17 protein-coding genes (1 of these 17 only partly in view) are annotated in these 21,919 nt (G+C 61.4%); 11 read left to right on the plus strand and 6 right to left on the minus strand.

Features of this window, described 5'->3' with window-relative positions:
- The 3 genes from AACY50_RS11175 to AACY50_RS11185 all read left to right on the plus strand — a co-directional run.
- Positions 1 to 7,846 carry the 3' portion of a non-ribosomal peptide synthase/polyketide synthase gene (locus tag AACY50_RS11175; protein ID WP_339538563.1) on the plus strand. Its footprint begins 7,157 nt before the window's first position, so only the last 7,846 of its 15,003 coding nucleotides appear in the window; its start codon lies off the left edge, out of view; its stop codon occupies positions 7,844 to 7,846.
- A gap of 68 nt (positions 7,847 to 7,914) precedes the next feature.
- Positions 7,915 to 8,874: an alpha/beta hydrolase gene (locus AACY50_RS11180; protein ID WP_339431908.1), complete on the plus strand. Its 960-nt coding sequence runs from the start codon at positions 7,915 to 7,917 to the stop codon at positions 8,872 to 8,874.
- 194 nt (positions 8,875 to 9,068) lie between these two features.
- The gene (locus AACY50_RS11185) at positions 9,069 to 9,236 is read left to right on the plus strand and encodes a metallothionein (protein ID WP_339431909.1); all 168 of its coding nucleotides are present in this window, start codon (positions 9,069 to 9,071) and stop codon (positions 9,234 to 9,236) included.
- A 23-nt stretch (positions 9,237 to 9,259) separates the two neighbouring features.
- On the opposite strand, the gene AACY50_RS11190 is transcribed toward AACY50_RS11185, so the two are convergent.
- A complete protein-coding gene (locus AACY50_RS11190; RefSeq protein ID WP_339431910.1) occupies positions 9,260 to 9,532 on the minus strand; it encodes a hypothetical protein in 273 nt (90 codons plus the stop codon).
- 41 nt (positions 9,533 to 9,573) lie between these two features.
- A complete protein-coding gene (locus AACY50_RS11195; protein WP_221734424.1) occupies positions 9,574 to 9,801 on the minus strand; it encodes a DUF6555 family protein in 228 nt (75 codons plus the stop codon).
- Between the two features lie 136 nt (positions 9,802 to 9,937).
- Here AACY50_RS11195 and AACY50_RS11200 point away from each other — a divergent pair, with 136 nt between their 5' ends.
- From AACY50_RS11200 to AACY50_RS11210, 3 genes are all read left to right on the plus strand, one after another.
- Positions 9,938 to 10,714: an AraC family transcriptional regulator gene (locus AACY50_RS11200; RefSeq protein WP_339493801.1), complete on the plus strand. Its 777-nt coding sequence runs from the start codon at positions 9,938 to 9,940 to the stop codon at positions 10,712 to 10,714.
- Between the two features lie 149 nt (positions 10,715 to 10,863).
- The gene (locus AACY50_RS11205; protein WP_339538564.1) at positions 10,864 to 11,037 is read left to right on the plus strand and encodes a DUF1427 family protein; all 174 of its coding nucleotides are present in this window, start codon (positions 10,864 to 10,866) and stop codon (positions 11,035 to 11,037) included.
- Between the two features lie 31 nt (positions 11,038 to 11,068).
- Complete coding sequence (locus AACY50_RS11210) at positions 11,069 to 12,025, plus strand: quinone oxidoreductase family protein (protein WP_339538565.1); 957 nt, start codon at positions 11,069 to 11,071, stop codon at positions 12,023 to 12,025.
- 148 nt (positions 12,026 to 12,173) lie between these two features.
- Here the strand turns inward: AACY50_RS11210 and AACY50_RS11215 are convergent, their stop codons facing one another.
- Positions 12,174 to 13,196, minus strand: a complete 1,023-nt coding sequence (locus AACY50_RS11215; protein ID WP_339538566.1) for a purine-nucleoside phosphorylase — start codon at positions 13,194 to 13,196, stop codon at positions 12,174 to 12,176.
- A 15-nt stretch (positions 13,197 to 13,211) separates the two neighbouring features.
- The gene (locus tag AACY50_RS11220; RefSeq protein WP_339431914.1) at positions 13,212 to 14,171 is read right to left on the minus strand and encodes a nucleoside-specific channel-forming protein Tsx; all 960 of its coding nucleotides are present in this window, start codon (positions 14,169 to 14,171) and stop codon (positions 13,212 to 13,214) included.
- 295 nt (positions 14,172 to 14,466) lie between these two features.
- Between AACY50_RS11220 and selD the strand changes: the two genes are divergently transcribed.
- Together selD and mnmH are read left to right on the plus strand one after the other, a co-directional pair.
- A complete protein-coding gene (gene selD / locus AACY50_RS11225; RefSeq protein ID WP_339431915.1) occupies positions 14,467 to 15,501 on the plus strand; it encodes a selenide, water dikinase SelD in 1,035 nt (344 codons plus the stop codon).
- Positions 15,501 to 16,604 (plus strand): tRNA 2-selenouridine(34) synthase MnmH, encoded by a 1,104-nt coding sequence (gene mnmH / locus AACY50_RS11230; protein ID WP_339493797.1) that lies wholly within the window; start codon positions 15,501 to 15,503, stop codon positions 16,602 to 16,604. Before selD ends, mnmH begins: the two co-directional genes overlap by 1 nt.
- Before the next feature lie 54 nt (positions 16,605 to 16,658).
- Here mnmH and AACY50_RS11235 read toward each other — a convergent pair whose 3' ends face one another.
- Positions 16,659 to 17,333, minus strand: coding sequence for a histidine phosphatase family protein (locus AACY50_RS11235; RefSeq protein WP_339431917.1), 675 nt, complete (start codon positions 17,331 to 17,333; stop codon positions 16,659 to 16,661).
- 226 nt (positions 17,334 to 17,559) lie between these two features.
- Between AACY50_RS11235 and AACY50_RS11240 the strand changes: the two genes are divergently transcribed.
- From AACY50_RS11240 to hemB, 3 genes are all read left to right on the plus strand, one after another.
- The gene (locus AACY50_RS11240) at positions 17,560 to 18,258 is read left to right on the plus strand and encodes a glutathione binding-like protein (RefSeq protein WP_339464941.1); all 699 of its coding nucleotides are present in this window, start codon (positions 17,560 to 17,562) and stop codon (positions 18,256 to 18,258) included.
- A gap of 9 nt (positions 18,259 to 18,267) precedes the next feature.
- On the plus strand, positions 18,268 to 19,110 hold the full coding sequence (locus tag AACY50_RS11245; RefSeq protein WP_339538568.1) for a PhzF family phenazine biosynthesis protein: 843 nt from the start codon (positions 18,268 to 18,270) through the stop codon (positions 19,108 to 19,110).
- 148 nt (positions 19,111 to 19,258) lie between these two features.
- On the plus strand, positions 19,259 to 20,233 hold the full coding sequence (gene hemB / locus AACY50_RS11250; RefSeq protein ID WP_221734359.1) for a porphobilinogen synthase: 975 nt from the start codon (positions 19,259 to 19,261) through the stop codon (positions 20,231 to 20,233).
- A gap of 114 nt (positions 20,234 to 20,347) precedes the next feature.
- Here hemB and AACY50_RS11255 read toward each other — a convergent pair whose 3' ends face one another.
- Entirely contained in the window at positions 20,348 to 21,883 is a 1,536-nt protein-coding gene (locus AACY50_RS11255) for an FAD-dependent oxidoreductase (RefSeq protein ID WP_339538569.1), read from the minus strand.
- Positions 21,884 to 21,919 lie beyond the last annotated feature (36 nt).

The following is a 21,919-nucleotide window of genomic DNA, read 5'->3' on the forward strand; positions in this document are numbered from 1 at the left end:
ACGCGTGGACGCCGGTCAGCACAATCGACTGGCGCAGACTGTGCAGACCCGACTCGGCGCCGAGCTGACCCGGCAATTGCTGCAAGAAGCGCCGGCGGCGTATCGCACTCAGGTCAATGACCTGTTGCTGACGGCACTGGCGCGGGTCATCGGCCGTTGGAGCGGACAGGCGTCGACGCTGATTCAGCTCGAAGGCCATGGTCGCGAAGCGCTGTTTGACGACGTCGATCTGACCCGCACCGTCGGCTGGTTCACCAGCCTGTTCCCGGTGTGCCTGACCCCGGCCGCGACAGCGGGTGAGTCAATCAAACAGATCAAGGAACAACTGCGCTCGATCCCCGACAGGGGCATTGGTTTCGGTGTGCTGCGCCACGTCGGTGACGCTCAGGCGCAGCAGAGCCTGCGTGCCTTGCCGAGCCCGCGTATCACCTTCAACTACCTTGGCCAGTTCGACGGCAGTTTCGAGGGCGATGACAGCGCATTGTTCGTGCCATCGCCGGACAACGCCGGCCTCGATCAAAGCCCGGACGCGCCGCTGGGCAACTGGCTGACCCTCAATGGTCAGGTGTATGGCGGCGAGTTGCGCGTGGGCTGGACCTTCAGCAGCGAACGCTTCGACAGTGCGGTGATCGAAGCACTGGCCGCCGATTACGCCGAAGAACTGGCCGCGTTGATCGGCCATTGCCTGACCCCGGGCGTCGAAGGTCTGACCCCGTCGGACTTCCCGTTGGCCGGCCTGACCCAGACGCAACTCGACGGCTTGCCATTGCCGGCGCAACAGATTGCCGATGTCTATCCGCTGTCGGCAATGCAGCAGGGCATGTTGTTTCACAGCCTTTACGAACAGGCCGCTGGTAATTACATCAATCAGGTTCGCCTCGACGTCGAAGGCCTTGATCCGCAACGCTTCCAGCAGGCCTGGCAAGCGGCGGTGGACAACCACGATATCCTGCGCACCTGTTTTGTCTGGCAGGGTGAGCTGGCGCGACCGGTGCAAGTGGTACACAAGCAACTGGACATGCCGTTCAGCGTGCTCGACTGGCGCGAGCATGGCGATGGCCAGGGCGAATTGAATGCACTGGCTGCTGCCGAGCAGGCGCAAGGTTTCGACCTGAGCCAAGGGCCGCTGCTGCGCATGGTCGTGGTGCGTCTGGATGACCAGCGCTGCCATTTGATCTACACCAACCATCACATCCTGATGGATGGCTGGAGCAACTCGCAGTTACTCGGCGAAGTGCTGCAACGCTACAGCGGCATTGCTCAGCCAGCGCTTGCCGGGCGTTATCGCGATTACATCGAGTGGTTACAGCGTCAGGACGTGCAGGCCAGCGAACATTACTGGACCGCGCAACTGGCTGACCTGGAAGCGCCAACACTGTTGGCGCAAGCACTTCAGGCGCAGCGTGGCGACGCTCCACGGGACGGTCATGGCGAGCACTTCTGTGTTGTCGATGCCCGGCAGACCCTACGACTGGGCGATTTCGCTCGCCAGCAAAAGGTCACGCTCAACACGCTGATTCAGGCGGCCTGGCTGCTGCTGTTGCAGCGCTTGACCGGCCAACAAAGCGTGGCGTTCGGTGCCACGGTGGCGGGGCGTCCGACTGAACTCAAAGGTGTCGAGCAGCAGATCGGCCTGTTCATCAACACCTTGCCGGTGATCGCCAGCCCCCACGCGCAATCGAGCGTGGGTGAGTGGTTGCAGAGCGTACAGGCGCAGAACCTTGCCCTGCGCGAGCATGAACACACGCCGTTGTTCGACATTCAACGTTGGGCCGCGCGCAACGGTGAAGCATTGTTTGACAACATTCTGGTGTTCGAGAACTACCCGGTGTCCGAGGCGCTGGAGCAGGGCGCGCCGCAGGAGTTGCGCTTTGGCGAGATCAACAATCACGAACAGACCAACTACCCGCTGACGCTGCTGGTGCATTTAAGCGACGAGTTGTCGATGCACTTCAGCTACCAGTGCGAGCGTTTCGCGGCGCACAGCGTGACGCAGTTGGGCGAGTACTTGCAGCGCCTGCTCGGGCAGATGAGCGAGTCGGGCGAGCGGTCGCTCAGTGAGTTGAACCTGATCGAAAGCGTCCCGAGCGTCGCTGCCGATTTCGTCACCGAGCTGTGCATTCATCAGGGCATCGCTCGTCAAGTCGTAGCGACGCCGGATGCGCTGGCGGTGACCTTTGGCAGCACGCAACTGACGTACGCCGAACTCGACGCTCAAGCCAACCGCTTGGCGCACAGACTGATCGAGCTCGGTGTTGGCCCGGAAGTGCGCGTGGGCGTGGCGATGCCGCGTTCCGAGCAGTTGCTCATTGCCTTGCTGGCGGTGCTGAAGGCCGGTGGCGCCTATGTGCCGCTGGACCCGGATTACCCGGCGGATCGTGTCGCGTACATGATCGAGGACAGCCGTGCGCGGGTGTTGCTGACCGAACAAGCGGTCGCCGCGACCCTGACGGTGCCTGGCGAAACGCAAGTGTTGCTGCTGGATCAGGTGTCGCTGAATAGCTATTCAGATGTCGCGCCTCAAACATCGGTCGTTCCAGACAACCTTGCCTACGTGATCTACACCTCCGGCTCGACCGGCAAACCCAAAGGCGTGGCGATTGCCCATCGCAACGTCATGGCGTTGATCGACTGGTCGGCCAAGGTCTACAGCCGCGACGATATTCAAGGCGTACTGGCCTCGACCTCGGTGTGCTTCGACCTGTCGGTGTGGGAGCTGTTCGTCACACTGGCCAACGGCGGTTCGCTGATCATCGCGCGCAATGCCCTGGAGCTGCCGCACTTGCCGGCTCGCGATCAGGTTCGTTTGATCAACACCGTGCCGTCGGCGATTGCTGCGCTGCAACGCGCCGGGCAGATTCCGCCAAGCGTGCGGATCATCAATCTGGCCGGTGAACCGCTCAAGCAAGGGCTGGTTGACGCGTTGTATCAACAGTCGACGGTCGAGCATGTCTACGACCTCTACGGCCCGTCGGAAGACACCACCTATTCGACCTGGACTCGGCGCAGTGCCGGTGGTCAGGCGCGTATCGGCCGTGCCCTCGACCACAGCGCCAGTCACGTGCTCGACGCCGATTTGCACGCGGTGCCACAGGGCGTTTCGGCTGAGCTGTACCTGTCGGGGGCCGGCATCACGCGCGGCTATCTGGGCCGCGCGGCGATGACCGCTGAACGCTTCGTACCCAACCCGCTCGCCGACAATGGCGAGCGGATGTACCGCACCGGCGACCTGATCCGCGAGCGTGAAGCGGGCGAACTGGAGTACATGGGCCGGATCGACCATCAGGTGAAGATTCGCGGCCTGCGGATCGAACTCGGCGAAATCGAAGCGCGTCTGATGGCCCACGCCGCCGTGCGCGAAGGGGTGGTCGTGGCCAGTGAAGTACTGGGCAGCCAACAATTGATCGCCTACCTGGTGCCGACCGATCCGACAACGCTGGATGCCAGCACTGAGCTGCAACGTGAACTGCACGACGACATCAGCACCTGGCTGGGCGCGACCCTGCCGGAATACATGGTGCCGACTCACCGTCTGTGGCTGGCGCAGCTACCGCTGACCCCCAACGGCAAGATCGATCGCAAGTGCTTGCCGGCGCTGGTGCTCACGGCCGCGCAACAACATGTCGAACCGGCCAATGCTACCGAGCAGACGCTGGTGGACATCTGGAAAGACGTGCTGGGTCTGGCGCAGGTCAGCACCACCGACAGCTTCTTCGCCTTGGGCGGCGACTCGATCATCTCGATTCAAGTGGTCAGCCGCGCCCGTCAGCAAGGCCTGGAACTGAGCCCGAAAGACCTGTTTCAGCACCCGACCATCGAGCAACTGGCGCCACGCGTCGCCAACACCTCGCACGTACCGGTGGCAGCGCTGGTCGACATGCCTCTGCACGGTCTGACCGACGCGCAAATCGCGCAGTTGCCGCTGCCGCAGGATCAGTTGGCGGGGCTTTATCGCTTGTCGCCGATGCAGCAGGGCATGCTGTTCCTCGGCCTGAACTCGCCGGAGTCGGACCTCTACATCAACCAGTTGTGCATTCCGGTGCAAGGCCTTGAGCCTTCGCGCTTGAAAGACGCCTGGGAAACCGTCAGCCGTCGTCACGACATCCTGCGCACCGGTTTCCTCTGGCAGGACATGGCCGAACCGCTGCAATTCGTCCTCGCCGATCCGCCGTTGCCGATCCGCCTGCTCGACTGGCGCGAGCAGGATCATTCGGCCCAAGCCTTGCAGGCCTTGGCGGACGGCGAGCGGGCCCAGGGCTTCGACCTCGATCAGCCACCGCTGCAACGTCTGACGCTGGTGCAAGTGGGCGAGGACAGCTATCAACTGATCTGGACCTATCATCACATCCTGATCGACGGCTGGAGCAGTTCGCAGTTGATCGGCGAAGTGCTGAGCCAGTATTCCGGCAAGCCGCTGGCCGACGCGGTGCCGTATCGTCGTTACATCAACTGGCTGCAACAACAGGACGGCAATGCCAGCGAAGGGTTCTGGCGTCAGCACCTGAGCCAGCTCGAGGAGCCGACTTACCTTGCCGACACCGTGGCGCGTACTGGCAGCGGTCGTGGTCACGAGGCACTGTATAGCCGCTTGGGCGAGCCGCGCACCGAACAGCTCAAGGCCTTTGCGCAAGCTCAGCAAGTGACCCTCAATACCTTGGTGCAGGGCGCCTGGCTGATGCTGCTCAGCCGCTACAGCGGTCAGCGTTGTGTGGCGTTCGGCGCGACAGTGGCGGGGCGCCCGGCGAGCCTGCCGGCGTCGGAATCGATCCTCGGCCTGTTCATCAATACCTTGCCGGTGATCAAGGATGTGCCGGCCGAGCAGTCGGTCGGCGAGTGGCTGCGTGATTTGCAGGCCTTCAACCTGGAAATGCGTGAGCGCGAGTACACCCCGCTCACCGATGTGCAGCGCTGGGCCGGACGTGCCGGGCAATCGCTGTTCGACAGCATCATCGTTTTCGAGAACCACCCGATCGATCAGGCGCTGCGCGAATGGCGCGATGACTCGCTGAAATTCGGCGAAATCAGCAACGCCGGCCTGACCAACTTCCCGATGGACCTGATGGTCACGCTCGAAGAAGGTCTGGTGATTGAGTACATGTTCCTGCGTGAGCATTTCGACCGGGTGACTGTGGAAGGCATCCGCAGCAACATGGAAGGTCTGCTCGCCGCGTTGGCGCAAGACGCCGCGCAGCCGCTGGGCCGCATCGGTCTGCCGACCGGCCAGCGTTTGTTGGCGCCAGTCGTTCGGATGCCAACGCACTTGCCATGGGTGCATCAGCGTATTGGCCAATGGGCTGCCCGGCACCGCGAACAAACGGCGCTGATCTTCAACGACGAAGCGTTCAGCTACGGGCAGATAGACGCCCGGGCCAATCGTCTGGCCCATGCACTGATCGCCGAAGGTGTCGGCCCGGAAGTCCGCGTCGGTGTGGCCCTGCCGCGCAGCGAAAACATGATTGTCGCGCTGTTGGCGGTGCTCAAGGCCGGAGGCGCTTATGTACCGCTGGACGCGACGTATCCACGCGAACGCCTGAGTTATCTGATGCGCGATTCGGGCATCGCCTTGTTGCTCAGCGATTCGAGTCTGCGTCAGGTGATGCCGACCGGGGACAATCTGCATGTGCTGGAACTCGATCACCTGGACCTGAGCGCTCAGCCAGAGGTGGCGCCGCAGGTCGCGGTGCAAGCGGACAATCTGGCCTACGTGATTTATACCTCCGGCTCTACCGGCCAGCCGAAAGGCGTCGGTGTCGCTCACGGGCCATTGGCGATGCACTGCCAGGCCATCGGTCAGCGTTATGAGATGAGCGAAGCCGATTGCGAACTGCACTTCATGTCGTTCGCCTTCGACGGTGCCCATGAGCGCTGGTTGACGACACTGACCCACGGTGCGCGCCTGCTGATCCGTGATGACAGCCTGTGGACCGCCGAGCAAACCTACAACGCCCTGCATGAGCATGGCGTGACCGTGGCCGCGTTCCCGCCGGTGTACTTGCAGCAACTGGCCGAGCACGCTCAACAGCACGGCAACCCGCCGGCGGTGCGCATCTATTGCTTCGGTGGTGATGCGGTGCCGGTGGCGAGTTTCGAGCTGGCGAAACGGGCACTGAAACCGCAATACATCATCAATGGCTATGGCCCGACCGAAACCGTGGTTACGCCCCTGATCTGGAAGGCCGGCGCTGACGATCAGTGCGGTGCGGCCTATGCGCCAATCGGCAATGTGGTCGGTGAGCGCTGCGGTCATGTGCTCGACGCCGACCTCAATCCGCTGCCGGTGGGCCTTGCCGGTGAGCTGTACCTGGGCGGCGCGTTGGCCCGTGGGTATCTGGGACGTGCCGGCGGCACTGCGGAGCGTTTCGTGGCCAACCCGTTCAGCGCTGATGGCAGTCGCCTGTACCGTACCGGCGACCTGGTTCGCCAGCGTGAGGACGGCACTGTCGACTATCTGGGTCGGATCGACCATCAAGTGAAGATCCGTGGTTTCCGCATCGAGTTGGGCGAAGTCGAAGCGCGCCTCAAGCAACAACCGGGGGTGCGTGACGCCGCCGTGGTGGCCCGCGAGGGTGTCAGCGGCAAGCAGTTGCTCGGTTTTGTACTGGCCACAGCCGAAACGGCAACGGACGGCTTGTGCGAACGCTTGCGCGAGCAGCTCAAGGCCAGCCTGCCGGACTACATGGTGCCTGCGCACCTGATGTTGCTAGAGCGCATGCCGCTGACCCCAAATGGCAAACTCGACCGCAAAGCCCTGCCCAGCCCCGACGCCGAACAACGTCAGGATTACGTGGCGCCGCGCACCGAGCTTGAGCGGGCCATGGCGAAGATCTGGCAAGAGGTGCTGAAAATCGAACGCGTCGGCCTCACCGATAACTTCTTCGAACTGGGCGGTGATTCGATTCTCAGCCTGCAAGTGGTGGCGCGCAGTCGCGTGCTGAAAGCTCAAGGGCTGAGCCTGAAACTGCGCGACCTGATGCAGAAACCGAGCATCGCCGAACTGGTTGCCAGTGTGCAGGGATCCGCTGAAAAAGCCTCCGGGTTGCTGGCGATGAACGCTGAGGTCAAGGGCGTTGCGCCGTTGTTCTGCATTCACGCCGGCTTCGGTACGGTGTTCGACTACGAACCATTGGCGCGCCGCTTGAGCGGGCGCCGGCAGGTGTTGGCGATTCAGTCGCGCATGCTGCTGGATCCGGCGTTCAACGATGTGTCGTTGCAGGACATGGCCAGCGATTATGTGGCGCAGATCCGTGAGAAACAGCCAGACGGGCCGTATTACCTGTTGGGCTGGTCGCTGGGTGGGACGTTGGCGATGTTGATGGCCGCGCAACTCGAACAGGTCGGCCAGACAGTCAAGTTCGTTGGTCTGGTGGACAGCTTCGTACCGTCGGCCAAGGTCAACGAAGGCACGGTGGATGATTGGCAGGCTGATCTGCGTGACTTCCTGCGGGTGACCCTGCCGGGCGCTGCGCCGGGCTTGAGCATCGATGGTGAAGAAACGCCGCAGAACCTGCGCGCTTTGTTCGCCGGGGCCATGAGTGCCGACCGTGGGGCTTCGACCTACGTGGCACTGGGCGCCGATGAACTGGCCCATGTGTTCAGCGTGGCGCGTCGACTCAAGCAACTGTCGTTGCAACTGGATCGCTGTGCACCGTTGGCGCTCAACCCCATCTGCTGGTGGACACTGGGGCGCGAAGAGGAGGCCGTGGAACTGGCGGCGCAACTCGGACAGCCGGGCATGGGCGGCGAATGGCTCGATTGCGGGCACTTCCAGATCCCGCGCGATGAAACTTTCCTGTCCGAGGCTGAAGAAATGCTCGGCGAGATCGTTGAACCAGTAGCCATGTCCTGAAATTTGCTCTGAAACCGGAAAGAAAGCATTCGGGCGCTCATCGCGTGCGAATGCTTTTGGAGAATTAAATGCCTTTGAACCCTGATATCGCCGCATTCCTGCAACTGGTCGGTAACGGCCGTGCCAGTGGCAAACGTGTTGGCATGCATGAGCTGAGCCCGGCAGAAGCCCGCGAGCAATTTGATCGGTCGTCACTGTTGATGGATGCCGGCGGCGAAGACTTGCAAGTGGTGGATGAACTGCAATTACCCGTGCGCGATGGTACGCGCCTGAACGCACGGATCTACAGCAATCAGCCCTTGTATGCAGGTGCCGGACGTCCGGCGCTGTTGTATTTCCACGGCGGGGGTTATGTGGTCGGCAGCCTCGATTCCCATGATTCGCTTTGCCGGGCATTGGCGTCGATGGCCGATTGTGTGGTGCTGTCGGTGGCTTATCGGTTGGCGCCGCAGTTTCGCTTTCCAACGGCGGCCGATGATGCCCGGGATGCCTGGGATTGGCTGGTGGTCAGTGCCGAGGATATGGGCATCGACGCCTCGCGCCTGGCGATAGCCGGTGACAGTGTCGGCGGCAGCCTGGCCACGGTACTCGCCGCGCAACTGGCGGGCGCCGCCGTGCAGCCGCGCTTGCAGGTGCTGATTTATCCGGTCACGGATGCCAGTCGCAGCACGCCGTCGATCGAGCGTTTTGGCGAAGGGCATTTGCTGGAGAAAGATTCGCTGCATTGGTTCTACGAGCACTATCAGCGTGATGTCAGCGATCGTCTCGATCCTCGGTTTTCGCCGTTGCTGGCGCAGGTCAACGCCAATGTCGCGCCGGTGCTGTTGGTGCTGGCCGAGTGTGATCCGTTGCACGACGAGGGCGTGGCGTATGCGCGTCATTTGCAGGCGGCGGGGGTTGAGGTGCAATTGAAGGTTTATGAGGGCATGACCCACGACTTCATGCGCATGGGCGCGATTATCGATGAGGCTCAAGAGGCGCAGCAGCATATTGCTGAGCGTTTGGTCGAGGTGTTTGCTGTGGCATGACGGGATGGGTGAATATCCGTTGCTTTGGGCAACCCTGAGCAGGCGTTGCCGCGGCAACGGATATGCTCACAAACCTCAAGCTCAAATCCGCGGAAAAACCAAATCAAAAGATCGCAGCCCTCGACAGCTCCTACACTGATTGCTATGGCCTGCCCTTCAAGCCTCAGACAACCACCACTGAAGGAGTCTGTCCCATGCCTGTTACTTCTGAAAGCACCTGTGACTGTCCTAAATGCAACTGCAAGCTCGGTGAACATCCGATTGCTTGCCACGGCAAGCACTACTGCTGCGAAGGCTGTGCCAAGCACCACGAACATGGTGAGGCGTGTTCAAGCAAGGGCTGTAAATGCGCACACGGCTAACGACCGCTCACAAAAAGTGGAGCCTAATCAGGCTCCACTTGCAGTTTCAGGCTGTCGTCATCCTGCCGTTCGGTATGCCGCACTGTGCCTTGCAATCGTCGGCCTTCAACCCTGACCACCACGGTTTTCGCTTGGTCAAGGCTGTCGGGGAGCGGCGCTGACACGCGCAGGGCGAAGCTGAACGGGTCGTCTTCGACAGCTTCCAGCCCTACCTGACAATCGACACTTTTGGTGATACGACCGAACAGTGTGTCCAGGCCGTAATCCAGATGCGCCGGACTGCTGATGGTGCTCATGGTGCATTCCCCCCCGATTTTTTCCAATCGCCAGGCAAAGCCTAGCTCGCCGGTCGCCACATGACGTTTTCCACGCCGAATTTTTCCGCCATAGGTTTGCTGGTCTTCTGCACCTTTTCGCGACCGAAGCGCGGAATTCGACCCACTCCCGCGTCGCAGCTCGCCCAGTGCCACGCCTCGGCGTTGTCCATTTTGTCCGAGCGGATAATGAACGACTTGGGCGTGCCGTGAAGGGTGTAATCGATGACAAACAGTTTTGCGTTGTTCATAAAGCCCGTAATCCTCCCTGTGGTAATAGAAGGATCGCGGCGCGAGCGGAAAATTCACTCGGATTGTCGGACGGTATCTATCCATGGCGACGCGGTGGCGCACTGGTTACCATGACGCCTTCGCCAACCCCAATGAATGCTCGCCATGGCCCTCGCCGCGCCCCCCGATCTCAGTGACACCGATGTACCCGTGCAGCCGCTGGCGCGCACGTATCCGCGTGGTTTGTATATCGAGCCGCATGAGCATGTCTGGGGGCAGCTGTTGTATGCGATGAGCGGGGTGATGTGGGTTGAAACCCCGCACGAGGCGCTGGTGGTGCCGCCGCAGCGGGCGGTGTGGTTGCCGCCCGGGGTACCGCACGGGATTCGCGTGGTGTCGGATTTGCAGATGCGCAATATCTACTGGCGTCCGGCGCTCGCGGCGACACTGGATGAGACGGTGCAGGTGATCGAGGTCGGCGGGTTGCTGCGTGAGTTGATCGTCGGGCTGGTGGAGCAAGGCGACAGTGGTGAGCCGGCCTACTACGAGGCGATGGTCGGTCTGGCCTTGCTGGAGCTCAAACGCGCCAGGCGTTCGCCGTTGAAGATCCCCTTGCCGGACGATTCCGACCGGCGCTTGATGAATGTGTGTCAGGCGGTGATGGCCGCACCGTCGCTGGAGATTTCTTTCGAACAGCACGCGGAACACGCCGGGGCCAGCGTGCGGACATTGGCGCGGTTGTTCAAGGACAGCCTGGGCATGGGCTTCGCCGAATGGCGGCGGCAAGTGCAACTGGCGACGGCGGTGGCGCAGTTGATCCAAGGCGTTGCCGTGAGCGCCATCGCCCGTGAGCTGGGCTATTCGCCGAGCAGTTTCAGCGACATGTTCCGCCGGGAGCTGGGTGTTCCCCCTTCACAATTCACGGCAGACTGAACGCAGATCCTGTGGGAGCGGGCAAGCCCGCCACAGGGACTGTCGGCGTACTTCAGGCATTTGGCCGATAATCAGAAGTCCTTGGCCGGTAGCGATCAAGTCCTTTCCCTAGACTCTGCCCATTCCCTTTACGCGGCGGAGTTTTCTCCATGAACTACCTGATTTCGCTGGGCATCGGCCTTGGTGTCGGCCTGCTCTACGGTGCGATGGATTTCCGTTCTCCAGCCCCACCGGCCATTGCGCTGGTTGGCTTGCTGGGCATGCTCGCGGGTGAGCAGTTGTGGCCGATGGGCCGGCAACTGGTGGCCGGTTGGTTGTCCTGAAATCCCTCTTTCTTATTCGCTGGATGTGTCCATGAAAGCACTGCAATTCGATCAAACCGGCGACTTGTCTTCCCTGCGCTACGTTGAAGTGCCGACCCCGGTGCCCGGCGATGATGAAGTATTGGTCGAGATCAAGGCCGCCGGCCTGAACCCCAGCGACGTGAAAAACGTCCTCGGGCGTTTTCCCTACACCACGCTGCCACGCATTCCCGGGCGGGATTTTGCCGGGGTTGTGGTCCAAGGCCCGCAGGCGTTGATCGGTCAGGAAGTCTGGGGCACCGGGCGTGAGCTGGGGTTTTTCGCCGATGGCTCCCATGCGCAATTCGTCAAACTCCCGATCAAGGGCGTTGCGCATAAACCGTCGCACCTGAGTTTCGCCCAGGCTGCCAGCCTCGGCGTGCCGTACACCACGGCGTGGGATGCGCTGGAGCGCAGTCTGGTTACCGCCGAAACCCGTTTGCTGGTGATCGGCGGCGGTGCGGTGGCCACGGCAGCGTTGGCGTTGGCCAACGTTCGCGGCGCGCAGTTGTTGGCAGCGGCGCGGCGGCCGGAGCAGGTCAAGGACTTGCAAGCGCAGGGCTACCAGACGCTGCAATTGGATAAACCTGAAGACCTCGGCTCGCAGGTCAACGCGGTGTATGCCGGCGGTGCCGATGTGATCTTTGACACCACGGGTTTCTGGTTGCCGGCCTCCGTTGCGGCACTCGCGCCGTTCGGCCGCATCGCCATCATCGCCGCGCCGACCGACGGCCATGTGCAGTTGCCAGCATTGGCGCTGTATCGCAAGGGCGGTTCGGTGGTCGGCATCAACTCGCTGCTGTACGGCGTTGAAGCGTGCGCGGCCATGTTGGAACAATTCGGGCGCCTCTTCGATGAAGACTTGCTGCCGTTGCCCCAAGGGCTGGTGGAAGCGCCGCTGGCCGAAGGCCTGGCGCGGTATACCGAGGTCAATCAGGGCCGTGGTGACAAGGTCATCCTGATTCCCTGATTCCCTGATTCCCTGATTCCCTGATACACCACAACGCAAAACGGTGGGCGGGCTTGCTCGCGAATACGGTGTGTCAGGCAATAGAAATATCGACTGATACGACGCTTTCGCGAGCAAGCCCGCTCCCACCGTTTGTATTGCGTGGGGTTCAGGATTGCGGGACGCCGTTTTCCCAGGCAGACCAGTGCTTGAGGATGTCTTGCACCAGCGGATTGCCGGCGCGGTAGAGGTTTTCGAGTGCCGGGACAAAACCGCCCTGATCGGCGTATTTGAGCAAATTGTCCACTTCACTGCCGCCCGGGGCCGGGCGGTCGAAGTCGGAGCCGGCGCGCACCACGGCCAGGCGCTGCACGTCGACCAGACCTTCGCGGCTGGCACGCAGCAGCGCTTCATAGGTCGAGTTGTCTTCCTGTTGCGTCGTGCAGTATTCGCCTTTGTTGTCGGTCAACAGTTTGGTCCAGACCTCGGCCCGTTCGCTCAGGCGCGTGCCGGAGAACCAGGTGTTGCCTGCCAGTGTGTCGCAGCGAGTGACGACTGGCGGCTGATTGGCCGGGGCGGTGGGGTATTTCAGGCGCCACGCGGCGGATTCCTTGCTCTCGCTCAGTGCCACGTCGTGGCTCAGCGCGAAGGCTTTGGCCTGCAATGTCGGGTTGAGTTCGAAGACTTCGGTCTTGTAGTCCAGCGGCGGTTTTTCGTTCGGGCCCCGGGTGTTGATGCCCAGATAACCGGTCGGCCAGCTCGACGGTGCGTCGCGTGAATCCAGCTCCCACTGCGTGCCGAACTCCACCAGGTAATGCGCCCACGCGGCGGTGCCGAGGGTGCCGTGTTTGGGGCTGATCCCGGCAATGCCGGCGATCAGGAAATAGCTTTTGCGCAGGTCGAATTTCGGCGACAAGGCCAGTGCCAGGGTCGACGCGGCAGCGTTGGTCTGGCCCATGCCGGTGGTCAACAGGCACACCTGCTGCGTGTTGCAGCGGATGGTCGGGTATTCGGCGGACAGGCCCGGCACGCGGATTTGCTGCTTGAGCTCCAAGCGATCAATCCAGTGCTGTGCCTCGGGGGCGAACATGGTGATCAGGACAACCTTGGGCTGGATCGGCGCTTCGACAGCCCACGCCGTGGAAGAGAGCAGGGTGGCTGCGGCCAGTGAAACTCGCATCATTGTTTGCATGAACATCTCCTGGATTCAGAACTGATAACCGATGCCGGCGTAGTAACCCCAGCCGTTGGAACGGGCGCGGAAATTACCGTCGCCGAAGTTCAACTCACTGCCGTCCTCCCAGTTGCCGCCGTTGTGGAAATAACGCCCCACCAGCGTGAAGCGCAAATGTGTGAACGAGTACAACAAGACATTGGTCGCCACCGTGGCGTTGGCAGTGCGTGCCGGATTGTCCTTGTGCATGTCGGAGCCGAAGTCGAAGTTGGTAAAGCCGATATAGGTCAGCGAGGCGCCGTTGCTGTAGCTGTCGATGGGGATGATGTACTTGAGTTGGGCGCGGTAGCCGTCCCAGGAATACTCATTGCTCGCACCGTAGTTTTCCCACTGGTAACGCCCATACAGGTTGGCCGACAGATTGACCCGCGAATGGGTGTCGATGTCGGTGCCGAAGCCGCTGTAGAGGGTGTTGGCGCGGTTCTCTTTGCGGCTGCCGTGGTCGTATATCCAGTCGAACGCTACGTACCATTCCTTGAATGGGCCGATGGCCAGGCTGCGGCCGGCGAGGTAGTCGATGGAGATGCGCGGTTCGTGCTCCATGAACACCGGCGAACCGTGGTCCCACACGCCTTTGTCATGGCTGTTGCCGATGTTGAAAATCTTTGGCACATCAATGTAGCCGTACAGCTCGAACGGGCCTTTGCGTCCGAAATACTCGTATTCCAGGTAGATATCGTCGGCCGGTTGAGGGCCGAAGCTGATGTCCTTGCTGCCGATCAGGGTCAGGTCCTGGTTATACCAATCCGACAGGTACGCCCCTTTTTTCGGCGGGCTGGCTTCGGGGCTGAGGGTTTCGCCTTGGGCGGACTCTTCGGCTGGCGTCGATTGTGCCAGAGCACTTTGGCTGAGAAGTCCGGTAACGCCGGCCAGTAGCAAGGAAACAGCAAACGTGCGCGAAAATGGGGCGCGAAGAAGGGATGCGCTGTGCATTCAAAGTCCTTTTTTACGGATCAAGGCCCGGGTCTGCGGGCCTGTAAGGTTTTGTGACGAAAATGCCGGGATTGACGGCTCGCAAACGTTTGCATAAGCCGTACCAATTCTTTCTTGAACGTTGAAAATCCCCAGTGGGAGCGCGCTCGCTCTGCCTGCAGACTGGCTTGCGCAGGCGCACGCATTCCAAATATAGGGGCGGGCTCGCTCGCGATGGGCTCCTGCGATTCACCGCACAAATCCGTCATCCCACGCTCTGCTAGAATCCGCCCCATTCCCTGCCAGAGACTTCCCCATGAGCGAGCCGATTCGTTTGACCCAATACAGCCATGGCGCCGGTTGCGGCTGCAAGATTTCCCCGCAGGTGCTGGAGGTGATCCTGGCCGGCAGCGGCGCGCAGAACCTCGACCCGAAACTGTGGGTCGGCAACGCCTCGCGTGATGACGCGGCGGTGTATGAGATCGATGCCGAGCGCGGTGTGGTGTCGACCACTGACTTTTTCATGCCGATTGTCGATGACCCGTTCGACTTCGGCCGCATTGCCGCCACCAACGCGATCAGCGACATCTATGCGATGGGCGGTGATCCGCTGATGGCGATTGCGATCCTCGGCTGGCCGGTCAATGTGCTGGCGCCGGAAGTGGCGCGGGAAGTGATTCGTGGCGGCCGTGCAGTGTGCGACGAGGCGGGGATTACGCTGGCGGGCGGGCATTCGATCGATGCGCCGGAGCCGATCTTCGGTCTGGCGGTCACCGGTCTTGTCGAAAAGCGCCACATGAAACGCAATGACACCGCCACGGCCGGCTGCCTGCTGTACCTGACCAAACCGCTGGGCATCGGCATCCTCACCACCGCTGAAAAGAAGGGCAAGTTGCGCGCCGCCGATGTCGGTGTGGCCCGCGACTGGATGTGCACTTTGAACAAACCCGGCAGCCGTTTCGGCAAACTCGCCGGTGTCACCGCGATGACCGACGTCACGGGGTTCGGCCTGCTCGGGCATCTGGTGGAAATGGCCGATGGCAGCCAGCTCACGGCGCGCATCGCCTATGACCGTGTGCCACGCCTGGACAGCGTCGAGTATTACCTTGATCAGGGTTGTGTGCCCGGCGGCACGTTGCGCAACTTCGACAGCTATTCGAGCAAGGTCGGCCGCGTGCAGGAACTGCACAAGCGTGTGCTGTGCGACCCGCAAACCAGCGGGGGCCTGCTGATTGCCGTAACGCCTGAAGGCAATGACGAGTTCCTCGCCGTCGCCGCCGAACTGGGCCTGAACCTTGCGCCAATCGGCGAACTGGTTGAGCGACAGACCACCGCAGTCGAGGTGATTTGATGCTCCGCGACTGCACCGATTACCGCGACATTTTCCTCAACGACCGACCGCTGATGGACGCCCGCGCGCCGATTGAATTTGCCCACGGCGCGTTCCCCGGTGTGGTCAATCTGCCGCTGATGAACGACATCGAGCGGCAGAGAATCGGCACCTGCTACAAACAGCAGGGTCAGCAAGCGGCCATCGAACTGGGCCATCAACTGGTGTCCGGTGCGGTGAAGGCCGAGCGCATTCAGGCCTGGGCCGACTTCGCCCGGGCCCATCCTGATGGTTATCTCTATTGTTTTCGAGGAGGCTTGCGTTCGCAGATCACCCAGCAGTGGTTGCGTGACGAGGCCGGCATCGACTATCCACGCGTCGGTGGTGGCTACAAGGCGATGCGCGGTTTTCTGATCAACACCCTTGAGCAAGCCATCGCGCAATGTGATTTCGTCTTGCTGGGCGGCATGACCGGCACGGGTAAAACCGAAGTGCTGGTGCAGTTGCGCAATGGGCTGGACCTGGAAGGATACGCCAACCATCGCGGCTCCAGTTTTGGTAAACGTGCCACCGGGCAGCCGTCGAATATCGATTTTGAAAACCGTCTGTCAATCGACATCCTCAAGAAGCGTGAGACTGGCATCGAGCAGTTTGTGCTGGAGGACGAAAGCCGGGTGGTCGGCAGTTGTGCGTTGCCGCTGCCGCTGTATCAAGGCATGCAGCAGTACCCGATGGTCTGGCTGGAAGACAGTTTTGAGGATCGTGTCGAGCGGATTCTGCGTGACTATGTGGTGGACCTGTCAGCTGAATTTTCGGCGGTGCATGGCGAAGATGGATTCGTGCTGTTTTCGCAGCGGCTGCTGGAAAGCCTGAACAACGTGCAGAAGCGTTTGGGGGGCGAACGTCATCAACGCATGTTGACGTTGATGGAAGAGGCGCTGGCCGAGCAGGCCCGCAGTGGCGCGGTGGATCTGCATCGCGGCTGGATCGAGGGGCTGCTGCGTGAGTATTACGACCCGATGTATGTGTTTCAGCGGGAGAAGAAGGGCGGGCGGATCGAGTTTGCCGGGGAGCGGGCGGCGGTTCTTGAGTATCTGCGTGAGCGGGTGAGTCAGAAAAATTGATGTTGGTTTGAATGGCCTCTTCGCGAGCAAGCGCCGGATCAGACGACATCGCCATCAGGTGGGACAGGTTTGCTTGCCATGATCCAGCCCCTGCTTGTAGCTGTGGCTCTGCAAACTGGCCTTGCCGTTGTGCCAGGTCAGTGTCAGCACGTACAGCGAATCGAAATCACTGGAGGCCCAATCATCGGTGATGGTCTGTTTCTCGCCCAGCGCTTTGCCGGCCACCTTGTTGATCAGCTCCGGCAGATAGCCATGGGACCAGGCGGTGTAGATCGTCGAGTTGTGATACTTGTCTTCGAGCAGTTCGCGGGCCAGGTCGCTGGTGTCATTGGCCGAAAACTCGATGTTCACGGGCAGGCCGAGTTTGATCGCAGCGGGGCTGATGGTCATCAGCGGACGAATGTAGCTGTAGGCGTTGTCCAGCTCACCTTCCTCGACATTGCGCGTCGGATTGGCGGCGAACACATAATTGGCCTTGCCGAACTTTTCCGGCAGCAGCGTCGATAGATCGATGGCGCGATTGAGGCCCTGGCAGTTGAGCTGACCGAGACCGCCCTCGGGTTTTTCCGCGTGGCGCAAAAACACCAGCGTCTGGGTACCGTCGACCGGTTGTGCGCGGCTCTCACTGGACTCAAGTGACAGAATCAATGCACTGACTGCCAGCAGCGAGGGCAGGGCCACATAAGCGCGTTGTTTGAAGCGCTTGGCGAAACTCAGCAGGTTCGTCATGAAATAAAAGGTTCTTCAGCATATTCGGTTAAGGCTGACAAACCTCTGCACCTCGGGCTCCCAGCACCGGGTGTTTTCCATGTCGTGAACGGCGTCCCTTTCAATAAAGGCATAGCTCAGAGTCCCCTGAGGCCGGTTTGGTTCGATCCTGGCTTTTGCACGCTAGCCGCAGGATGTGACGATTGATGCATTATGATCGGGTCTCTTTTGTGACTGGATGCTTCCCATGACCGATCTGTCCGCGTTCCCGATCACCCAGAAATGGCCGGCGCAGTACCCCGACTGGATTCAGCTCTATTCCTTGCCTACCCCCAACGGCGTCAAAGTCTCGATCATGCTTGAAGAGATCGGCCTGCCGTATGAGCCGCACCGCGTCGGTTTCGACAGCAACGATCAGTTGTCCGCCGAGTTCCTGTCGCTGAACCCGAACAACAAGATCCCGGCGATTCTCGATCCCCACGGCCCGCAGGACCAACCGCTGCCGCTGTTCGAGTCCGGCGCGATCCTGATTTATCTGGCTGACAAGAGCGGTCAGCTCCTGGCCCAGGAAGGCGCCCTGCGCTACGAAACCATCCAGTGGCTGATGTTCCAGATGGGCGGCATTGGCCCGATGTTTGGCCAGCTCGGTTTCTTCAATAAATTCGCCGGCAGGGATTACGAGGACAAACGTCCGCGTGATCGCTACGTGGATGAAAGCAAACGCCTGCTCAACGTGCTCGACAAGCGCCTGGAAGGCCGCGACTGGATCATGGGCGAGCGCTACACCATCGCTGATATCGCCACGTTCCCGTGGGTGCGTAATTTGATTGGTTTCTACGAGGCGGGTGATTTGGTTGGTATTCAGAATTTCCCGAATGTCACCCGTGTGCTGGAGCGATTTGTGGCGCGGCCGGCGGTGGTGCGTGGCTTGAGCATTCCTCAATAAGGACGGTGTATGCGTTCATTCGATTTCAAGCAAGTCGATGTTTTCAGCCAGAGAGCGCTTAAAGGCAATCCGCTGGCGGTGGTTTTTGGCGCCGACGCTCTGAGCGATCAGTGCATGGCCGCATTTGCCTCCTGGACCAATTTGAGTGAAACCACCTTCATTCTTGAACCGCAAGATCCGCGCGCCGATTATCGGGTGCGGATCTTCACGACCCTGAGCGAATTGCCGTTTGCCGGTCATCCGACACTCGGCACCTGCCATGCCTGGCTGGAAGCAGGTGGGGTGCCCAAAGGCAATGACATCATTCAGGAGTGCGGCGTCGGGCTGGTACGGATACGCCGCGAGGGCGCAGAACTCGCGTTTCTCGCCCCGCCATTGCTAAGGTCGGGCCCCGTCGAGGCCGAAGTCATGGCGCGGGTGCAGCGGGGGCTGGGGCTTAGCGGCGACGCCATTGTCCACGCGCAATGGGTGGACAACGGCGCTGGGTGGTTGGCGGTGATGCTCAAGGACCGGCAGCAGGTGCTGACTCTGCAACCGGACCATTCACAGATGCAAGGGTTGGCGGTAGGCGTCATAGCGCCGTGGAATCCTGAGCGTGACGGCGATGAGGCCCAGTTCGAGGTCCGTGCGTTTATTTGCGGTGATGGGATGCCGGAGGACCCGGCCACCGGCAGCTTGAATGCCGGGATTGCCCAATGGTTACTGGGCGAGGGCATGGCGCCAGACGCTTATACGGTCAGTCAGGGCTTGAGCATGGGCCGGGCAGGGCGGATTCGGATCAGCCGACTTGGCGATGAAATCTGGGTTGGCGGGTCTGTGGTGACGTGCATTGCAGGACAGCTGACGCTCTGACCGCAAAATGCATCGGGGGGGAAGCCAGCGATTATTGCGTACGCGGTAATGCACTCTTGATTGATCCAGGTTTGTACCGCGCCCCCCGCAAGGCATAAGCTTCGCCCCCTACGACTTTCGTCTCATCTGCAGGTTTCAGGAAAGCCCCATGTCCAGTCAGTTCCCCGAAGCACGTCCCCGCCGTCTGCGCCGCAATGCGAGCCTGCGCAGTCTGTTCCAGGAAACCGAGTTCAGCCTGAACGATCTGGTGCTGCCGATTTTCGTCGAGGAAGAAATCGACGACTTCGTGCCGATCAAGAGCATGCCGGGGGTGATGCGTATCCCCGAACGCAAACTGGCCGGCGAGATCGAGCGTTATGCCCGCGCCGGCATCAAGTCGGTGATGACCTTCGGTGTGTCCCATCATCTGGATGGCAACGGCAGCGACACCTGGCGCGAAAACGGTCTGGTCTCGCGCATGTCGCGCATCGCCAAGGATGCCGTGCCGGAAATGATCGTGATGTCCGACACCTGCTTCTGCGAATACACCGATCACGGCCACTGCGGCGTGATGCACAACCATGAAGTGGATAACGACCAGACCTTGGTCAACCTCGGCAAACAGGCCGTGGCGGCGGCCCGTGCCGGCGCTGATGTGATTGCGCCGTCGGCGGCAATGGACGGCCAGGTGCGGGCGATTCGTCAGGCGCTCGACGCGGCCGGTTTCACGCAGATTCCGATCATGGCCTATTCGACCAAGTTCGCTTCGGCGCTTTACGGCCCGTTCCGCGAGGCCGGTGGCAGCGCGCTCAAGGGCGACCGCAAAAGCTATCAAATGAACCCGATGAACCGCCGCGAAGCCCTGCGCGAATCGCTGCTGGACGAACAGGAAGGCGCCGATGCGCTGATGGTCAAACCGGCCGGTGCGTATCTGGACATCATCCGCGACATCCGTGAAGCCTCGAACCTGCCGCTGTCGGCGTATCAGGTCAGCGGTGAGTACGCGATGATCAAGTTCGGCGCTCAGGCGGGCGCGATTGATGAAGATCGCGTGGTGCGCGAAAGCCTCGGCGCGATCAAACGTGCCGGTGCGGATCTGATCTTCACTTACTTTGCGATGGACCTGGCCCTGGCCGGCATCTGACAAACACCATCAATCCAGACGGTGGGAGCGGGCTTGCTCGCGAAGGCGTCGTACCAGGCAACTATTGGTTGCTGATACACCGCTTTCGCGAGCAAGCCCGCTCCCACATTGATGTCAGGTGCAGGCGAAAAATGGTCTGATCCCGTGATCGTGGAAATAGCGTTCGATCACTTTCGGATCAGCGCTGTTATCGGCAATCGCCACGTAGGTGTCCGGGCGCAGCAGATAGAAGCCGTTACGCGCCAACCCCGCCGTTTCAAACGCCGGGCGCCAGTCGAGCACATGCAGCGGCAGATGATGTTCGTGGCACCAGGCAATCATTTCGTCGCTGGTGTCGCCGTACACATGCACCTGCCAGCACGGCTGCCTCAGCGGCTCGTAATTATCCCCCTCACCGTCATGGGCCCACGGCAAGCGATCACCGCCGTGAACGTGGCCGGCCACGCCTTGGCTGAGCGGCATGCCACGGTAGTTGAGGGTGACTTGCGACACAGTGCGAAAGAGGAACTCGCGGCTCGTTTCGAATGAGGCCAGTTTCGGGATCAGAAACGGTGCCAGCCGTGTGCGCAGCAGGTCGGCCATGCGCCCCTCGGCGGTGACGAAGCTGAAGACTTTGTCGGTGGTCGATACCAACCGCCGGGCGAAGGCGATGCGTTCCGTTTCGTAAGTATCGAGCAGTCTGGCCTCGGCAGCGCCGCTGAGCACGGCGGCGAGTTTCCACGCCAGATTGATCGCATCGCCAATACCGGTGTTCATGCCCTGACCGCCCGCCGGGCTGTGGACGTGCGCGGCATCGCCGAGCAGAAAGGCGCGGCCGCTGCGAAAGTGCTCCGCCACGCGGTGATGCACGCGGTAGGTGGAGAACCAGTGGACATCTTCGATTTGGACTTTCAAATGTTCGATGGCGCGGCGGCTGACGTCGGAAAACGCCAGGGTTTCGGCGCGCTGCGCACGTTCGTCGCGCACCGTCCCGATCAACCGCGCCCGCCCTTCGCCCGCCAACGGGAAGACCGCGAGAAAATCCGCTTCATCCAGATCCAGGTGCAGCTCGCCATTCATCGCCGGGCCGCTGGCCTTGACGTCCGCGACGTAGAAAATCTGCTGATAGGTGCCACCGGGAAAGCCCGTGTCGAGGGTGTTGCGCACCACGGAACGGGCGCCATCACATCCCGCCAGATAACAGGCCTGGCAGATTTCCTGCTCGCCATCGGGCAGGCGCAAATGCGCGGTGAGGCCGTCACCCGTTTCCTCGAAGCGCTCAAGTTCGGTATGACGCTCGACCACGACGCCGTAGTCTTCGAGACGCTCGATCAACAGCCGTTCGTGTTCGTCCTGCGGGAAGATTTCGACGAAGGCGTAGGGCGTCAGACCTTCGCCGATGCGGTTGAGCGGTAGCTGCGCAACGGGTTTGCCATTGACCCAGAAATTTGCCGCCGCCACTCGGTGGCCGTTGCGTACGAGGGTGTCGGCCAGGTCCAGTTGCCGGTACAGCTCCAGGGTTCGCGCCTGTACCGCCAGTGCGCGGGAGGTGGTGCCCGGGGCTGAAGTCTTGTCGATGATGCGCACGCGCACGCCCAGTTTGCTCAGCCACAGGGCCAGCACCAGGCCGGTGGGGCCGGCGCCGATGATCAGGATGTCGCTGCGGTTCATGGGCCTGTCCTCCGTTTGCTGTGGAGCAAGTATGGA

It is taken from the genome of Pseudomonas sp. RA_15y_Pfl2_54 (assembly GCF_963971015.1).
GTDB lineage: Bacteria > Pseudomonadota > Gammaproteobacteria > Pseudomonadales > Pseudomonadaceae > Aquipseudomonas > Aquipseudomonas baetica_A.